The 15,248-nt window shown below is 63.6% G+C and carries 17 protein-coding genes; 7 read left to right on the top strand and 10 right to left on the bottom strand.

Annotated elements, in window-relative coordinates; genetic code table 11:
* Positions 1-48: 48 nt before the first annotated feature.
* The 4 genes from AC5Y5W_RS06080 to AC5Y5W_RS06095 form a co-directional block, all read right to left on the bottom strand.
* A complete protein-coding gene (locus AC5Y5W_RS06080) occupies positions 49-195 on the bottom strand; it encodes a hypothetical protein (protein ID WP_500010613.1) in 147 nt (48 codons plus the stop codon).
* Positions 196-371: 176 nt separating this feature from the next.
* Positions 372-620, bottom strand: a complete 249-nt coding sequence (locus AC5Y5W_RS06085; RefSeq protein ID WP_500010612.1) for a hypothetical protein — start codon at positions 618-620, stop codon at positions 372-374.
* 234 nt (positions 621-854) lie between these two features.
* The gene (locus AC5Y5W_RS06090) at positions 855-1,496 is read right to left on the bottom strand and encodes a hypothetical protein (protein WP_500010611.1); all 642 of its coding nucleotides are present in this window, start codon (positions 1,494-1,496) and stop codon (positions 855-857) included.
* Between the two features lie 98 nt (positions 1,497-1,594).
* Positions 1,595-2,080 (bottom strand): universal stress protein, encoded by a 486-nt coding sequence (locus tag AC5Y5W_RS06095; protein WP_500010610.1) that lies wholly within the window; start codon positions 2,078-2,080, stop codon positions 1,595-1,597.
* Positions 2,081-2,509: 429 nt separating this feature from the next.
* Here AC5Y5W_RS06095 and AC5Y5W_RS06100 point away from each other — a divergent pair, with 429 nt between their 5' ends.
* Complete coding sequence (locus tag AC5Y5W_RS06100; RefSeq protein WP_500010609.1) at positions 2,510-2,890, top strand: DUF732 domain-containing protein; 381 nt, start codon at positions 2,510-2,512, stop codon at positions 2,888-2,890.
* Between the two features lie 32 nt (positions 2,891-2,922).
* On the opposite strand, the gene AC5Y5W_RS06105 is transcribed toward AC5Y5W_RS06100, so the two are convergent.
* Positions 2,923-3,375: a DUF1942 domain-containing protein gene (locus tag AC5Y5W_RS06105; protein WP_500010622.1), complete on the bottom strand. Its 453-nt coding sequence runs from the start codon at positions 3,373-3,375 to the stop codon at positions 2,923-2,925.
* 212 nt (positions 3,376-3,587) lie between these two features.
* Here AC5Y5W_RS06105 and AC5Y5W_RS06110 point away from each other — a divergent pair, with 212 nt between their 5' ends.
* Together AC5Y5W_RS06110 and AC5Y5W_RS06115 are read left to right on the top strand one after the other, a co-directional pair.
* Complete coding sequence (locus AC5Y5W_RS06110) at positions 3,588-4,442, top strand: mycofactocin-coupled SDR family oxidoreductase (protein WP_500010608.1); 855 nt, start codon at positions 3,588-3,590, stop codon at positions 4,440-4,442.
* A gap of 88 nt (positions 4,443-4,530) precedes the next feature.
* Positions 4,531-5,988, top strand: coding sequence for a phospholipase D-like domain-containing protein (locus tag AC5Y5W_RS06115; protein WP_500010607.1), 1,458 nt, complete (start codon positions 4,531-4,533; stop codon positions 5,986-5,988).
* A gap of 7 nt (positions 5,989-5,995) precedes the next feature.
* Here AC5Y5W_RS06115 and AC5Y5W_RS06120 read toward each other — a convergent pair whose 3' ends face one another.
* Both AC5Y5W_RS06120 and AC5Y5W_RS06125 read right to left on the bottom strand, forming a co-directional pair.
* Positions 5,996-6,850, bottom strand: coding sequence for a phytanoyl-CoA dioxygenase family protein (locus AC5Y5W_RS06120; RefSeq protein WP_500010606.1), 855 nt, complete (start codon positions 6,848-6,850; stop codon positions 5,996-5,998).
* A 712-nt stretch (positions 6,851-7,562) separates the two neighbouring features.
* Positions 7,563-8,351, bottom strand: a complete 789-nt coding sequence (locus AC5Y5W_RS06125) for an enoyl-CoA hydratase (RefSeq protein WP_500010605.1) — start codon at positions 8,349-8,351, stop codon at positions 7,563-7,565.
* 111 nt (positions 8,352-8,462) lie between these two features.
* Between AC5Y5W_RS06125 and AC5Y5W_RS06130 the strand changes: the two genes are divergently transcribed.
* Together AC5Y5W_RS06130 and AC5Y5W_RS06135 are read left to right on the top strand one after the other, a co-directional pair.
* Complete coding sequence (locus AC5Y5W_RS06130) at positions 8,463-9,050, top strand: LemA family protein (RefSeq protein WP_499900007.1); 588 nt, start codon at positions 8,463-8,465, stop codon at positions 9,048-9,050.
* 3 nt (positions 9,051-9,053) lie between these two features.
* A complete protein-coding gene (locus tag AC5Y5W_RS06135; protein ID WP_500010604.1) occupies positions 9,054-10,949 on the top strand; it encodes a M48 family metallopeptidase in 1,896 nt (631 codons plus the stop codon).
* Here AC5Y5W_RS06135 and AC5Y5W_RS06140 read toward each other — a convergent pair.
* Positions 10,942-11,562: a TetR/AcrR family transcriptional regulator gene (locus tag AC5Y5W_RS06140; protein WP_500010603.1), complete on the bottom strand. Its 621-nt coding sequence runs from the start codon at positions 11,560-11,562 to the stop codon at positions 10,942-10,944. The two genes, AC5Y5W_RS06135 and AC5Y5W_RS06140, sit on opposite strands and share 8 nt — an antisense overlap.
* Positions 11,559-12,887, bottom strand: coding sequence for an aromatic ring-hydroxylating oxygenase subunit alpha (locus AC5Y5W_RS06145; protein WP_500010602.1), 1,329 nt, complete (start codon positions 12,885-12,887; stop codon positions 11,559-11,561). The genes AC5Y5W_RS06140 and AC5Y5W_RS06145 overlap by 4 nt, the downstream gene beginning before the upstream one ends.
* 77 nt (positions 12,888-12,964) lie before the next feature.
* Here AC5Y5W_RS06145 and AC5Y5W_RS06150 point away from each other — a divergent pair, with 77 nt between their 5' ends.
* Together AC5Y5W_RS06150 and AC5Y5W_RS06155 are read left to right on the top strand one after the other, a co-directional pair.
* Positions 12,965-14,725: an N-acyl-D-amino-acid deacylase family protein gene (locus tag AC5Y5W_RS06150; protein ID WP_500010601.1), complete on the top strand. Its 1,761-nt coding sequence runs from the start codon at positions 12,965-12,967 to the stop codon at positions 14,723-14,725.
* A 4-nt stretch (positions 14,726-14,729) separates the two neighbouring features.
* Entirely contained in the window at positions 14,730-15,143 is a 414-nt protein-coding gene (locus tag AC5Y5W_RS06155; RefSeq protein WP_500010600.1) for a DUF4267 domain-containing protein, read from the top strand.
* Here the strand turns inward: AC5Y5W_RS06155 and AC5Y5W_RS06160 are convergent.
* Positions 15,095-15,244, bottom strand: a complete 150-nt coding sequence (locus AC5Y5W_RS06160) for a hypothetical protein (protein ID WP_500010599.1) — start codon at positions 15,242-15,244, stop codon at positions 15,095-15,097. The genes AC5Y5W_RS06155 and AC5Y5W_RS06160 overlap by 49 nt on opposite strands.
* Positions 15,245-15,248 lie beyond the last annotated feature (4 nt).

Below are 15,248 nucleotides of genomic sequence, written 5' to 3' on the forward strand. Positions count from 1 at the left end.
TCCGACCAAGGGGACTTTTTGCGTTACGCGCGGCCAGATATCCGGTGGCTATGACGGGCTATCTTCAACTGGCTCAACGGTGATAGTGCTCTGGTCGACGGGGTGTGCGACGCCCTCGATGCTGCCGCGCAAGATCTCCTCGGCCTCTTCGCGTGAGTCGGCCTTCACGGTGACGGCAAAGCGAAACGATTCCATTTGCCGCATTCCTCTTGGTCAGCCAGCCGTAGCTGACGGATAGTCTCCGTATACGCCGCGGTCATCGCCGCTCATCAGCCACTGATGCTGTTGATCGGCTCGTACGACGACCAGGCCGGCGATGTCGCTGCCGTGCCGACGGCCCGCACGGCGACCGGCGTAGAACAGGGCACGATTCACGGCGTCACGTACTGCTGACACCGGTAGGTGACCGGGTCGCAAATCAGCGGGTTGGTTGTCGCGCCGCCGTAGGTGCCCGGCACATCCCAAGTGTTGAGCCCCGGGCCGTTGTATGTCGGGCAGGTATCACAGATCGGACTACCGGTGCCCCCATCGTCAGGGTCGGCATACGCGGCCGGAGCCAAGCCCAGAAGCCCCGGCGTCACCGAAACCGCCCCGAGCGCGGCCAGAACAGTTCGTCCCATATGCGGTCTTCCTTTCAGCACGTGTTGTCGTTGGGGAACCGCACGCACAGTGGTGGCAGCATCTGGTTGGGCCCATAGCCGTCGCCGCTGTCTGGGGTGAACGTCGCCGCCGGTGCCGCCGGCTTCGGCGGCGGCGATTGCCGGGGCGGAGGCCACGGGACACCTGGGTCCAGGACCTGACCCGGAGGGTCCGAGCAGTGCCCCGCGACAAAAGGCTCGCTAATGGACTCCGGCTCATCTAGCTGGCGCAGCGCCATATTGCCCGCACTTCTTAGGTCTTTTCCGGAACCGCTGGCCCACTTGGTACGCGAGCGCGATCATCGCATAACTGACGCAACCGTGATACATCCCGCCATTGATCAGTACGCAGTCGTCATTCCCGGCACCCTGACACAAGCCCAGTGCAATCTTGTTGGCTTTGTCCTGGCTGCCGGCGTCGCCATACCAGCCGTTCGCCTTGCCGAGCGAACCTAGCGATAGCGCCATTGCGACGTACTCGTTGCTGTCGGGTGGGGGCGCTGGCGCGGCAGCCGGGCCCGAAGCCTGCGGTGCTGGTGCTGCGGGCGGTTTAGGCGCCGGCTCTTTCCCCACAACCGCCACGTCGGTCGCTTGACGATCTTGACGATGTTGCCCGAAAGCGAACGCCCCTAACGCCACCGCGGCGACGGCCACGGCGCAGAGAAGCATCTTCAACGTACGCGGCAGCGGCCGCCGGTTGTCCTCGGTGAACTCGACGGTCGACGCGTCCTCGAGTTCGTACGCCAGTGGCGTGTCGACGGTCGGGCGTCCACCGAGGCTTGTAGTCGGGAGCGGGTCGACGGCGGCGCCACTACGGGTGTCATCGGCAGGGGAAGGTTCAGGGTCTTCCGACGTCACGAGAGCAGCGTAGTAGACTCCGGCAGCTTCACTGAGAAGGGCGGTCAGACGCCTTTCAAGCTCATCGGCCGCGCTCCACCGAAGACGCCCGCTCGCACCTATCCGGCGGTGTGGACGATCAAGATGTCTACTTTGGTTCTGCGGGCGACGGTGGCGGGCACTGAGCCCAGTAGCCGCCCGGCGACCGTGTCCAGTCCCACGTCGCCGACGACGAGCAGGTCCGCCTTGACCTCCTCGACCAATTTCACGAGCGCGTCGACTGCCGCACCGACGATCGCCCGCTCTGCGATGTCCGTGGCGCCGGCGGCTTTCGCCCGTTCGCGGGCGTCCTGAAGGATCGCATATACCGGGGCACTGCCATGCATCTTGTATCCCGCGTCCCCGAGGCTGTCGGAGGCGCGGGGGTCAGTCACACGATCGGGCGCAGGCGGTCGTGACCAGCCGCCCTTCTCCGCAGTCGAGAGATGCGCGCTCGCGATAATCAGCGTTGCGTTATCTTGCGCCGCGACCATGCCTGCGCGTTCGACTGCACGGAACGACGACGTCGAGCCGTCCGTCCCGACAACAATTGTCCGATAGCTCATGTCGCCTCCCAGCAGTCGGTTAACGACGACAACAAAACACTAATCTGCCCGACTTCGTAAATGAAGCTCATTGGGCTCATCTCGGCGACAACGTGCTATCTGCCCCGGCGTTCGTGACGCCGTCCCGCCTTGAGTTGCGTTCCCATATTCAGCCATGTGGGGCTGGTCAAAACCTTCCATGGCGTGATGTGGCGGAGCAGAATCTGATGCGTAAGGCCCCGAAAGGCCTGAACTCAGAGCCCTTAGCCGGGTGGCTGCCTCGACAGGAGGGAGTCATGACAACTCGTCGTCGAGCTAGCAGCAGGCTGTCAGTGACCTTGGGAGACAGCGCCGCCCGGCATATTTGCGCCTATTGAACTAGTGAGTGCCGCCGCCGGTCACCGACATCTCAGCCACTTTGGAACCACTCAATTGGTCAGGTGAGGACACATGACTACCCGAAACTGGAAGAGCAAGCTTATTTGGGCGGCCTCGGTAGTTTCAGCAGTCGCCCTCATCATCGTCGTGGTGTGGGCATTGGCTACCCGAACCGACAAGGCTCAGCACCCCTCGACGTCCCCGGAGGCAGTGCTCGTGCAGAAGGACTCCCGGTTTCTGGCCATTATGAGAGACAACGGGATCGTTGCCCGCGACGGCAACTCACAAGAACTCACGAGTACGGGCTACAAGATATGCAATGCGCTAGCCAACGATGAGGGACTAATTCTTATCGAGCAAGACATCCAGGAGAATGCCCCGTCGCTCAGCGACGCTCAGGTGGACACTCTCGTCGACACCGCGATCAACATCTACTGCCCGGGGGAGGGCTGAACGCGGCGTAGCGCTGAGTCAGGATGCGGCAGTTAGCCTTTCCAGACGACCTTGTCGACGCCGGCGGCATCCCGGTAGACGACGCTGTCGGGCGTTGTGCCGCCTCGAACGTCGAAGTAAAGCTTCCCGGTTGTTTGGCTGCCCGGCGCGATCGGTTGGTTGGGCAGGCCGTCGACCTCGTTCCCCTTCATCACCGCATAGGTCGAGCTGTTAACGGCACGCGCGTTGAAGTCGGCGATGACCGGAGTCGGGGAGCCGCTAACACCTTTGGCCGTGACATCGGAGTACCAGACGCCATCGTTGTGACCGCTGGGTTGCAAGTCGCCCACGGTGTAGTCGATGACTCCACCTGAGCTGGGAATTTCTGCCGATTGGCCAAACTGGACGACTTGCGGGTCGGCGAACGCCGGCGTCGCCGTCAGGATCCCTGCCGTCGCGATGCCGGCCGCAGCTGCCGTCGCCTTCATGGCGACCTTGGAGAACATCACGTCAGACTCCTTCGCTATGTTCCTGTGATCTAAAAAGTGGTAGCTGGTGCCTATCCAAATTCGCAGATTTCAAACCTGCCCGAACATTTTCATGGGGTTGACCTGTGACGATGGACGCGGTTCCGGTGAATTTATTCGCAATGCCATGCCATGCAATATCCACGTTCGCGGCAGAAACTCAACTGTAAGAAGGAAGAATTGAGCCAATCATGGCTGGGCGAGTGGATGGCAAGGTCGCGTTCATCACCGGTGCGGCGCGCGGTCAAGGTCGCGCGCATGCGGTGCGATTGGCGCAAGAAGGTGCGGACATCATTGCCATCGACATCTGCAAGCCGATCGAAGGGTTTCTGAATCCGCCGTCCACCCCGGAGGATCTGGCCAGAACTGCGGATCTGGTGCGGGGCCACAACCGTCGCATTGTCACCGCCGAAATCGACGTGCGTGATTACGAGGCCCTCAAAGCCGCAGTCGACGGCGCGGTGGAGCAGCTCGGCCGGCTGGACATCATTGTGGGCAATGCCGGCATCAGCAACGCCGGCAGCGACGACGGCGACACCCTCGACAAAGTCAGCGAAAGGGACTGGCAGGACATGATCGACGTGAACCTGTCAGGTGTGTGGAAGACCGTGAAAGCTGCTGTGCCCCATATGATCGCGGGCGGCCGCGGTGGCTCGATTGTGCTGACGAGCTCGGTCAACGGGTTCAAGGCATATACGTTTCCACGCCTCGGCCATTACGTGGCCGCCAAACACGGTGTGGTGGGTCTCATGCGGACGTTCGCGGTCGAATTGGGTCAGCACATGATCCGGGTCAACTCCGTGCACCCCACGTTCGTGAACACTCCGATGGTGCTGAACGAAGGCCTCTACAAAATGGTCCGCCCCGACCTCGAAAATCCTGGTCCCGACGATTTGGCCCCCTTTTGCCAAACGTTCCACACGCTGCCGATCCCCTGGGTGGAGGCGCAGGACATCAGCAACGCGGTGCTGTTCCTCGCGTGCGACGAATCTCGCTACATCACCGGTGTCACGCTGCCGATCGATGCTGGCAGCTGCCTGAAATGAACGGCGCTGTACGCCGTCGGGGGATCTGAACGTGGTAAACACGGGACTATGTCCGTCGTGAGCCGTCAACTTCGTTAAGAGATTGAGCGTGCACGAGGATCGACTGCTGATTCCCGGTCAGACATGCTGGGGCACCGCGCGGGCTGATCGGTTCGCCGGCATCATCGATGCGGCCGATTATTTCAAGCATGTCAAGGCGGCGATGTTGCGCGCTCGCCATCGAATCATGGTGATCGCTTGGGATTTGGACGCCAGGATGACATTCGAACGAGGCGACAAGACCCTTCCCGGTCCTAACCAGCTGGGCGCTTTTCTTTATTGGATGCTGTGGAAACGGCCCGCTCTCGAGGTCTACCTCCTGAAATCCAATCTGCGCCTGCTCCCGGCGTTCGATGGCATCTGGTTCGGGCTCACCCCGGTGGCGGTGGTCAACCAGATCAGCAGCAAGCGGATCCGCTTCGCCATCGACGGCACCCGTCCAATCGGCTCTGTCCATCACCAAAAGATTGTGGTCATCGACGATGCCGTGGCGTTTTGTGGCGGCGTCGACCTCACGATCGACCGATGGGACACGCCAGCTCATCCAGATGAGAGTCGCCGCCGTCGGACGCTGGGGCGCAGCTACGGGCCGCGCCACGATGTCATGGCAGCAGTTGACGGCGCGGCTGCGGGCGCACTCGGTGAGCAAGCGCGGGCTCGGTGGCAGTCCGCGACCGACCAATCGTTGGCGCCGGTTGATGCTAAGCACAGCGCCTGGCCCACGAGACTGGAACCCACTCTGCGCCACGCCAACATCGGAATCGCGCGCACCCTGCCCGAACTGGAGGATCGCGGCGAGGTTCGGGAAGTAGAGGCACTCAACCTCGCAGCCATTGCGGCAGCCCGTCATACCATCTACCTCGAAAACCAATATCTGGCGGCCCGGCGCATCGTCGACGCGCTGGCCGCCCGACTCAGCGAAGACGACGGTCCGGAGATCGTCGTCGTTCTACCGCGTAGCGGCAACAACCCCCTCGAGCGGGAAACGATGGACGGCGCACGCCAACGGCTGCTTCCCGTGCTCTGGGCCGCAGACGACCATCATCGATTGGGCGTGTACTTTCCGGTGACCGACCGCGGTGGCCCGATTTACGTCCATTCGAAGGTAATGGCGATCGACGATCGGCTGCTGCGCATCGGATCCTCGAACCTCAACAACCGGTCGATGGGATTCGACAGCGAGTGCGATATAGCCATCGAGGCGGACTCGAACAGCTCTGAACACGATGACGTCCGCCGCCAAATCACCTCCGTGCGCGATCAATTGGTGGCCGAACACCTCGGCGTGGCCGCCGACGAGTTCGAAAGCGCGATGCGCGAGTCCCCGTCGTTCCTGGCCGCCATCGAAACACTTCGGGGAGAGGGCAAGACCCTGCGGCCACTTACCGAACAGATTGTGGCCGATGAGGCGAGCCCGCTGGCCGAGACCGACCTGATGGATCCTGACCACGTCCCACGATCACTGGCGCGAAGCGTGCAGCGGTTCATATCGGGCCTTCGGGGCTGACCGAAACCTACGGTTGCTCCAATAGCCGCAGCGGATGTAAACCGTCGACAGCGCCGATGAACGGCGGGTGAATGCTGTAGCCGAGCATCCGCCGAATGTCGTCGGAGACCGTCCGCGCAAGCTCGCGCGACACCGACAGGGTGAAGGCCTCCATCGGTCGTAGCCACGGTTGGCAGTACTGGGCGGTGACGGCAAGACGATCACCGGTGGAGGTGTTGGCGCCGCCGCCGTGCCACAGGGTGCCCACAAAGAAGACGCACGAGCCGGCCGGCATCACCACAGTTTCCGCGCGATCCTCCGGGCCCGGTCTCCGTTTGCCCCAGCGGTGGCTGCCGGGGAAGACGACGGTGGCGCCGTTGTCTGCGGTGAAGTCATCGATCGCCCAGATCGTCGCGGCTGCCAACGGTTCTCGTGGGCGCGGAACGGGATAGAAGCCGTCGTCATGGTGGGCCAACTGCGCGGATTCTCCGGGCTGAATGTTGATGGCCTGCAATGTCGAAAGCAGGTAGTTGGGCATCAGCAACCGGTCCAACGCCGCCAGTACTCGCGGATGGTCGGCAATCCGGTCGCATAACCGCGTCCTGGTCAGCAGGCTGTAGATGCGCTGGGTGTGTCGGCCCTCGAAAGAGTTGCGTCCGGTGTGTCCCAGCGATGGCTGCACCACGTCGCGGATCTGCCTGCACTCCTCGGCACTGAGCAGGTTTTCCCAAATGACATAGCCGTCACGGTCGAGGGCCGCCAAGTCTGATTCGACGATCGCGCTGTCGACCGAAGCCCCGCCGCTCGGTTCCCGCTTGTAGCGAAGCGCCAAATCGCCCCTGAGGTCCTCCAGCGTTGTGAGGGACTCGTCATCGATGTTCATGGGGACTTGTCCTTGTCAGGCGTTTTACCTAACCACCACCCTAAGCCGAGTTCGAATCACTCCATGCCCGAATCGGCGCGCCCGCCGGCCACCAGGAGACGCTGCGTGTGAGCAGGATCGATGCACCGGAAACGCGAAGTTCAGAGTCGTGTTCTGAGCATCGGCATCGAACCGGTCAACAAACGGGCTCGAGCAGCGGGGAACCGCAGGTTCATGTGACCGTGCCGCTGCAGCGGGGGCAATACTTGTCGAACACACCATGCCGCAGAGGTAACCGCGCGAGAGGCGAAACGGTTTTTGCCAGCGGTCATCACCCCTGCCAGTGGACGGAAGTCAGCGCATCGAGAAGCGATTCGTGACATGTTTAGGTCACGACGCCGACGCAGCATCGCGCCCGCGACGAACCCGCAGAAGAAACCCAGAATCAAGTACCCGCGCGCCCGTCGCTTGTTCCTCTGCGCTGCAGCCGACACGACGAATCCGCTTGTCGCGGCAGCGACGGTGACCACGACGAATAGGAAGATCAAATCTGTTGGTCCGAGCGAACCCATATATTGTGACCTCCGGGCCGTCGTCTGCGTGGACCGCTTAGCCGATCCAATCACTGCCTTGCCGCAATTGCATTGCTGGCCGATGTTCGTGACCAAAGCGAGCACGAAGCGTTAACGATCTGCTGCTGGCGTGACCAGAACCGACGCCGCGATAAAGCCAGCTAGCGCCGGCGCCAGGTCGGTACACGCTTCTCGAGGAACGCACCCATGCCCTCTTGGGCGTCGTCGGCGCCGGCGTTCATCGCCATGACGGCCTTCGTCAAGTCGTAGGCCCGATGTTCGTCGAGCTCGATCTGCGCGTAAAAGGCTTCTTTGCCAAGCCCTACCGTGGTTGGGCTGGACGTCGCGATGGCGTCGACGAGGGAACCGAGCTCCTCTTCCAGCGATTCCGCCGGAACGACGCGGTTCACCAGGCCCCACTCGAGCGCGGTCAACGCGGTAATCGGCTGGCCGGTGAGCAGCATCTCCAGCGCCCGCTTCCTGCCGATCGCGCGTGACAGCGGCACCATCGGAGTCGAACAGAACAGCCCGATCTTGACTCCGGGTGTAGCGAAACTGGCGCCGTGGGCGGCCACGACCAGGTCACAGGCCGCGACGAGCTGACAGCCCGCGGCGGTAGCCAAACCCTCGACCTTCGCGATCACGGGTTGGGGAAGCCGGTGAATGGTTTCCATGAGCTCCGTGCACACCTCGAAGAGCCGCTGGTAGAAGGAAACATCGCGGCCGATCATCTCGGTCAAGTCGTGGCCGGCCGAGAACGCCGGGCCGACGGCATCGATGATGATCACCTGCACGTCAGGTTTCGCAGTGAGGCGGCGCAACGTGTCGATCAGCTCCTCCATTACCTCGAGGCTGAGCGCGTTACGTTTTTCCGGCCGGTTGAGGGTCAGGCGCGCCACCGGGCCGTCGGCGCGTACCAAGACGGGCGCATTTGCGGCGAGCTTGCTCATGCAGGCGAGCATATGTCCTGGTGCCGAGGCCGGCGATTGAACTCGAAGCCCTCCGGTGGTGGCTGTGGGACCATGGGTCAGACGGTTCCGTCCAGAGCAAAGGTGGAGTAAGTGGTCATCACCCTGATCGTCATCGGCGTAATCCTGGCAATCCTCGTGGTGGTTGCGCTCAGCGTCTACAACGGGCTCGTCCGTTCGCGGAACGCCTACAAGAATGCTTTCGCGCAGATCGACGTTCAGCTGACCAGGCGTCACGACCTGATTCCTAACCTCGTCGAAACGGCCAAGGCTTATCTGGCCCACGAGCGCGGCACCCTCGAAGCGGTGATTCAGGCGCGTAACTCCGCAATCAGCGCACAAGCGGCTGCCACCGCCAACCCGGGGGACCCCAATGCCATGGGCAAGTTGGCAGAGTCGGAAGGCGCGTTGACAGGAGCTCTCGGACGGCTGTTTGCGCTGAGCGAGTCGTACCCAGACCTCAAGGCCAACCAGAACATGATGCAGCTTTCCGAAGAGCTGACGTCGACGGAGAACCGTGTTGCATTCGCCCGTCAGGCCTACAACGACTCGGTCTTGACCTACAACAACAAGCGCGAAGTCTTCCCGGCGGCCATCTTCGCGGGCATGTTCGGCTTCACCGCGGCGGCACCGCTGGAGGCGGGGCCGGAGACGCGGGAAGTCCCGCGCGTCCAGTTCTGATTCGTGGATTTCTTCGAGCGCCAGCGGCAGGTACGCGCGGCGTCGAAAAGAATGGTGTTCCTGTTCATCTTGGCTGTACTCGGGATCACCGCGGTCGTGGATGCCGCAGTCATGGCATTCGTGCTGTCTGGAGCGGACGAGCCAATACCACCGGGAGAGTTGATCGGCATGGTGGTGATCATCAGCATCCCGGTGCTGCTGATGATTGGCACGGTGTCGGTTGTCAAGACGTTCATGCTGCGCCAGGGCGGCGGGACCAAGGTTGCCGAGAGCCTGGGCGGGGTGCGCGTACCGGACATGCCGACAGACCCACAGCTCAAGCGGTACCGCAACATCGTCGAAGAAATCGCCATCGCGTCAAGCACTCCAGTGCCGGTGCTCTACTACCTACCGCAGGAGCGGGGCATCAATGCGTTCGCCGCGGGATACACACCGGCAGACGCCGCCGTGTGCGTCACCCAGGGCTCGCTCGACCGGCTCAACCGCGACGAACTGCAGGGCGTGATCGCTCACGAGTTCAGCCACGTCGTCAACGGCGATATGCGGTTGAGCCTCAGACTGATTGGCGTACTGGCCGGGATCACCGCGTTGGCGGTGGTCGGGCGGGTGCTGTTGTATTCGGGTAACGGGCGCAACCGGGACCGCGACGGTGGTCTCCCGTTGTGGGCAGTCGGGTTGGTCGTTCTGGCGGCCGGCTGGATCGGAGTCTTCTTCGCGCGGCTGATCAAAGCAGCCGTCTCGCGTCAGCGGGAGTATCTCGCCGACGCATCGGCGGTCCAGTACACGCGGCAGCCGAGCGGGTTGTCGGGCGCGCTGAAGAAGATCGGTGGGCTGCAGGCCGGCTCAAAGCTGGCCAGCCCCAAGACCGAAAACGTCAGCCACATGCTGTTCGGCCCGGGCATGAACTTTTCCTCGCTGTATGCAACCCACCCGCCGCTCCTCAAACGCATCCAGGCCATCGAGCCCGACTTCACGCCGGACAACCTCGACCAATTGCGGCAGCGCTGGTCCCAACAGCCGCCGGACGGCTTGGCAGAGGACGCCCGGATGGGCTTGGCGGAGGCGCCAGCGCAGCAAATTGCCTCCCGCCGTCTCGATGCCCGCGAATACGCAGCGGCCGTTGGCAACCCGACCGCAGCATCGCACCAGGCAGGTGTGCGCATCCGCAAGGCGATCCCGGATAACCTGGCCGACCTTGCGCACAACCCGGCCACCGCGGTCCCGCTGATCTACGGCTTGATTTTCGACCGCAAACCCAACGTCCGGCAGTCCCAGTACGACATTGTCGCCCGCAATCACGGCAAGCAGGTGGCCGACGAGGCATGGCGATGCGGCGCGGAGTTGGTGCGCCTTGACCCAAGCCTGCGCCTTCCCGTCGCGTCCATGGCATTCCCTGCTTTACGCGGGCGGGCCGCGGCGGACATCCGACTGATGACATCGGTTCTGGGCCAACTGATCAATGCCGACGGCCAGCTCGACGTCTTCGAATACTGTCTGGGCACACTGGTTTTCGTCGGCTTGCACGAGGCTTTGACGTCGGGATCGCCGTGGAAGAGCAGGCGTCAGAATCTGGCCAGCGCCCAAAACGCCGTCTCGTGTCTGATTGCGGTGCTGGCGCAGACCGGTAACAGTGATCCGCGGGCGGCGGCAGCGGCCTTTCAGGCGGGCATCTCCGTCGCATACCCGCAAGCCCGCATCCCGTTCCTACCCGTCGACGGGGTATTCGCGCTGGAACACGTGTGGCCGGTGATCGACGGACTGGAAGGCAACGACAAGGCCACCGTGGTGGCGGCGGTCGTGACGACGGTCATGGCCGACAGGACGGTCACGGTACAGGAGTCTGAACTGCTCCGAACCGTGTGCGGTGTCCTGCATGCCCCGGTTCCACCGGTCATCTAGCGCGCAATGGCGCCAGCAGTGCCTGAAGTCCGTATTCGAAAACGGCGTCATAGTCGGTCGGGGCCTGTAGCGCTTCGACGAGCGCCCGGTCCGCCCAGTCGTCGGCCCACAGTGACGGGTCCTCCTCGTCGTGCTTGGCGCCCCGAACAGCCGAGAACTGCATCACCGCCGACGATATGACGTGAACCTGCACCGCCCGCAACACCAGTGCAGCCTCGGTGCCGGTGACACCCAATTCCGCGAGCTGCGCCGCCAACGTCTGCTGAATCGGCAGGAACAACCGCGGCGTCTGGTCGCGTTCATGCGCGATACTGAGCAGGTGCTGGCGCTCGATCAGCGCCGTGCGCTGCGAGCGGGCAAGCGAGGCAATGCGTTCGACGGCCGTGTCGCCCGCGATGGGGAGATTGGCCATCTGGCTGAGCAATCGGTCGACCAGGTTGTCGAAAAGTTTGTCGCGACCTCCGACGTGCCAGTAAATCGAGGTGACGGCCACCCCGAGCTGCTCGGCGAGGCCGCGCATCGTGAATGCCTCCACCCCGTGGAGTTCGATCAGTCGGGCCGCAGCGTCCAGGATCACCTCGGCGCTCACGGCCTGTTCGCCCTTGGCAGTCAAGGTGTTTCACCTCCGCTAACGCAATCCGACTCGGGCAACTCCAGATAACGTTCGAGGTTGCGGTGCATGTTGATCACCCGCCGTTCCTCATTAGACAACACCATATGGGTGTACCCAGGCTGGTGCAGACCACGCTGCAGTCCCGGCAACACCGTGAGGTCTTGGGACATCACCAGACCAGGGTGCGCCTCCTCGGCCGGCATCCGCACGTCGGCGGGCTTGCTGCGCGGCGCACCGGGCGGCATCCGGGTGAACAACACCATCACCAACTCGCCATGGTCGGGGTCAGGCCCTGGCCGTGCGGCCAGGACGGTCAGATGATCGGCGTTGGTCAGCAGTGACATGTTCGGGAAGATGTTGTACTGGTGCAGCCGCATCATCTGATCGGTGCTGGCCCAGCTGAGATCGACACCCCGCTCAGCAGCGAAAGCTCTTGTGTGATTGGCGATCATGTCGGCAACCGACTGCCCGGGTTGGCGATCATCGTGCGGGAACGGGGTGCCCTCGCCAACACCCATCAACGCGCCCTGGGTGTCGACATAGGCGTCCCAGACCTCGTCGTCGCTGGGCGCTTGTTTGATATGCGGGCTCGGCACTCCGTAGAGCTGCTCGGATTTACCGGTGTGTCCCCAGATCACCTGTGGCGCATGGACGTCGTCCACGCACCGGTGCAGCTCGGGATGCAACGTCTGGATGTGATAGGTCTCGCTGAAGCCGTCGGCGATCGTCTTCCAATTCGCCTCGACTTCGATGGTCATCGTCGCGTAGCAGCGGAAGTCGCCGAGCCCGCACCAGGCGATGTCGTCGGGCATCGCCTCCAGGAAGTCGGTCAACGGCATCGCGTCGCGGTCTAGGTTGACGAAGACCAGGCGCTCCCACACCTCGACGCGGGCCGCAAGCAAGGGAAACTCCGACATTGGTAACGCACCGAACCCCTTCCGGTTGGGAACCCGCTTGAGAACGCCGCAGAGGTCCCAGGCCCAACCGTGGTAACCGCATCGCAGTTCACGCAGGTCCGAGCCGGAGCCGGCGCACAGCGAGTTGCCCCGGTGCCGGCACACGTTCTGGAACGCACGCAGGGCGCCGTCGTCGCCGCGAATAATCAGTAGTGAGTAGGGCCCGCAACGATATTCGAAGTAGTCGCCAGGCTCGGCGACATGGTCCACCGTGCAGGCGAGCTGCCACACCTTCGGCCACATCCGCTCCACCTCGAGCTGGGCGAACGCCGGGGAGTAGTAGCGCTCCGCCGGCACCAGGGTGGGGCGCTGCGGCGGCGTGCCGATCGCGTCTTCCTGACGGACTTGACGCGCAGTTTCGGTCGTCATCGAAAGGCTCCCGTCGCCTCTGTAACGATGTTACATTGCTCACTGTAGCGGCTGGCGGGGGCAGACAAGGAGTAATCGTGTTCGACCTCAAGATTCTCGGCGGCGCCGTCGTTGACGGTACAGGTGCGGACCGATTCGACGCCGATATCGCTGTCAAGGACGGCAAAATCGTGGAGGTTCGTCGCCGCGGACCCAACGATCAGCCGCTGAACGGCGACGCCGCCGAGACGATCGATGCAACCGGAAAGATCGTCGCGCCGGGATTCGTCGACATTCACACCCACTACGACGGTCAGGTCAGCTGGGATGGCCTGCTGGAGCCGTCCAGTAGCCACGGTGTCACCACGGTGGTGATGGGCAACTGCGGTGTCGGCTTCGCGCCGGTGCGGCCGGGGCAAGAAGATTGGCTGATCGGCCTGATGGAGGGTGTGGAGGACATTCCCGGCGCCGCTCTCACCGAGGGCATCAGGTGGGGCTGGCAAAGCTACCCCGAATACCTCGACGTCGTCGAAAACCAGGAATTCGCTGTCGATGTGGGAAGCCAGGTAGCCCACGGCTCGGTCCGCGCCTACGCGATGGGGGAGCGCGGCGCCCGCAACGAGCCCGCCACACCGCAAGACATTGCGGCAATGGCGCGACTCGTGCAGGAGGCCGTCGAGGCCGGCGCGCTGGGCTTCTCGACGTCGCGCACCCTCGGCCACCGGGCCATCGACGGCGAGCCGGTTCCTGGAACCTATGCCGCAGAGGACGAGCTGTTCGGGCTCGGCCGGGCCATGGCGGCCGGCGGGCAGGCTGTCTTCGAGTTGGCTCCTCAGGGTGTGGCGGGCGAGGACATCATCGCGCCCAAGAAGGAGCTGGAGTGGATGCAGCGCCTGGGCGCTGAGATCGACCGGCCGATCTCCTTCGGCATGATCCAAGTTGACGCCGCCCCAGACCTCTGGCGCGAACAGCTCGACATCTCGGCGGCTGCTCACGCGGCGGGCAGTCGGTTGTATCCCCAGATCGCCGCGCGACCGTTCGGCATGCTGTTCGGCTTTCCCGGACATCACGCGTTCACCCACCGTCCGACCTTCCGCCGGCTGAAGGCCGATTGCAGCCGCGAGGAATTGGCGCAGCGCCTCGCCGAGCCGGGGGTCAAAGCGGCAATCTTGTCCGAGGACGATCTGCCGCCCGACCCAAACCGGTTGTTCGACAACATGTTTGCCCTCGCTCAATACTCGCTTGGTCGGCTCTATGCGCTGGGCGACCCCCCCGACTACGAGCCGACCGCCGAACGCACCGTGGAGAAAATCGCGGCCGAGCGCGGCGAGGACCCATTGGCCACGCTCTACGACCTGATGCTCGAGTCTGATGCAACGGCAATGCTGATGCTGCCGTTCTACAACTATTTCTACGGCAACCATGACGCGATCCGTGAGATGCTGTTGCATCCCGCGGCTGTGTCGGGTCTTTCCGACGGCGGCGCGCACTGCAGCATGATCTGTGACGCGTCGTATCCCACCTTCTTGCTGACGCATTGGGCCCGCGATCGCCACCGGGGTGAGAAGCTGCCGCTGGAGTACGTCATCCGCAAGCAGTCTCACGACACCGCGCAGCTGTTCGGGCTTTCGGATCGCGGGGTCATCGATATCGGAAAGAAGGCCGACGTCAACCTGATCGACATGGATGCGCTGACGTTGCATCCCGCGCGGATGGCCTACGACCTGCCGGCCGGCGGCAACCGCCTCGTTCAGGGTGCCTCCGGCTACAGCGCCACGATCGTCAGCGGCGTCGTGACCCGCCGCGACGGCGTCGACACCGGCGCGCGTCCCGGTCGGCTGGTACGCGGAGCGCGCTGAGCACATGTCGATCGATCGTGCCGCACTGGCAGCAGGCAGCATCCGGTTAGCCTCAGGCGTCTCGTTTCTCGTCGACCCGGTTCGTGCGAACCGGCTCTGGGGCGCTGAGGCGGAAGAGTCGTCGCCGACGGCGCGACTGCTGTTGCGCTCGATGGGCTACCGCGACGCATTGATCGGCGGGCTGCTCGCGACGGCAGCATTGCGCGGCAAGAACACTCGCGGCTGGTTTCTGGCGTCCGGCGGTGCCGATGCCGCCGACCTGCTCGGCGGGATGAGCGTGCATCACGAGATGAAGCGCTCACAACAGATCATCGGCTTGGGTGGCGCTGTCGTCGGCATTGCCGTCGGGCTCTGGGGCGCGGTACGCGCTCAGCCGTCTTCGCCGGTGTGCAGTCCCTCCGGGGGTGGCGTGGAATAGGCGGGATAGGTCGGCGGCTTCACCACGCTGTCGTCGTCGCCGTTTTCTTCGGATGCGGCCTGGGCGCCCTTTTCGTCGTCCGGCGGTTCAACAGTGCTCATCAGT

This window comes from Mycobacterium sp. NGS51 (genome assembly GCF_059812525.1).

Excerpts from the sequence above, each read along its gene's own strand:
- AC5Y5W_RS06080 (WP_500010613.1), bottom strand. The coding sequence starts at position 195 with ATGGAATCGTTTCGCTTTGCCGTCACCGTGAAGGCCGACTCACGCGAA.
- AC5Y5W_RS06085 (WP_500010612.1), bottom strand. The coding sequence starts at position 620 with ATGGGACGAACTGTTCTGGCCGCGCTCGGGGCGGTTTCGGTGACGCCG.
- AC5Y5W_RS06095 (WP_500010610.1), bottom strand. The coding sequence starts at position 2,080 with ATGAGCTATCGGACAATTGTTGTCGGGACGGACGGCTCGACGTCGTCG.
- AC5Y5W_RS06100 (WP_500010609.1), top strand. The coding sequence starts at position 2,510 with ATGACTACCCGAAACTGGAAGAGCAAGCTTATTTGGGCGGCCTCGGTA.
- AC5Y5W_RS06105 (WP_500010622.1), bottom strand. The coding sequence starts at position 3,375 with ATGTTCTCCAAGGTCGCCATGAAGGCGACGGCAGCTGCGGCCGGCATC.
- AC5Y5W_RS06110 (WP_500010608.1), top strand. The coding sequence starts at position 3,588 with ATGGCTGGGCGAGTGGATGGCAAGGTCGCGTTCATCACCGGTGCGGCG.
- AC5Y5W_RS06120 (WP_500010606.1), bottom strand. The coding sequence starts at position 6,850 with ATGAACATCGATGACGAGTCCCTCACAACGCTGGAGGACCTCAGGGGC.
- AC5Y5W_RS06125 (WP_500010605.1), bottom strand. The coding sequence starts at position 8,351 with ATGAGCAAGCTCGCCGCAAATGCGCCCGTCTTGGTACGCGCCGACGGC.
- AC5Y5W_RS06145 (WP_500010602.1), bottom strand. The coding sequence starts at position 12,887 with ATGACGACCGAAACTGCGCGTCAAGTCCGTCAGGAAGACGCGATCGGC.
- AC5Y5W_RS06155 (WP_500010600.1), top strand. The coding sequence starts at position 14,730 with ATGTCGATCGATCGTGCCGCACTGGCAGCAGGCAGCATCCGGTTAGCC.
- AC5Y5W_RS06160 (WP_500010599.1), bottom strand. The coding sequence starts at position 15,244 with ATGAGCACTGTTGAACCGCCGGACGACGAAAAGGGCGCCCAGGCCGCA.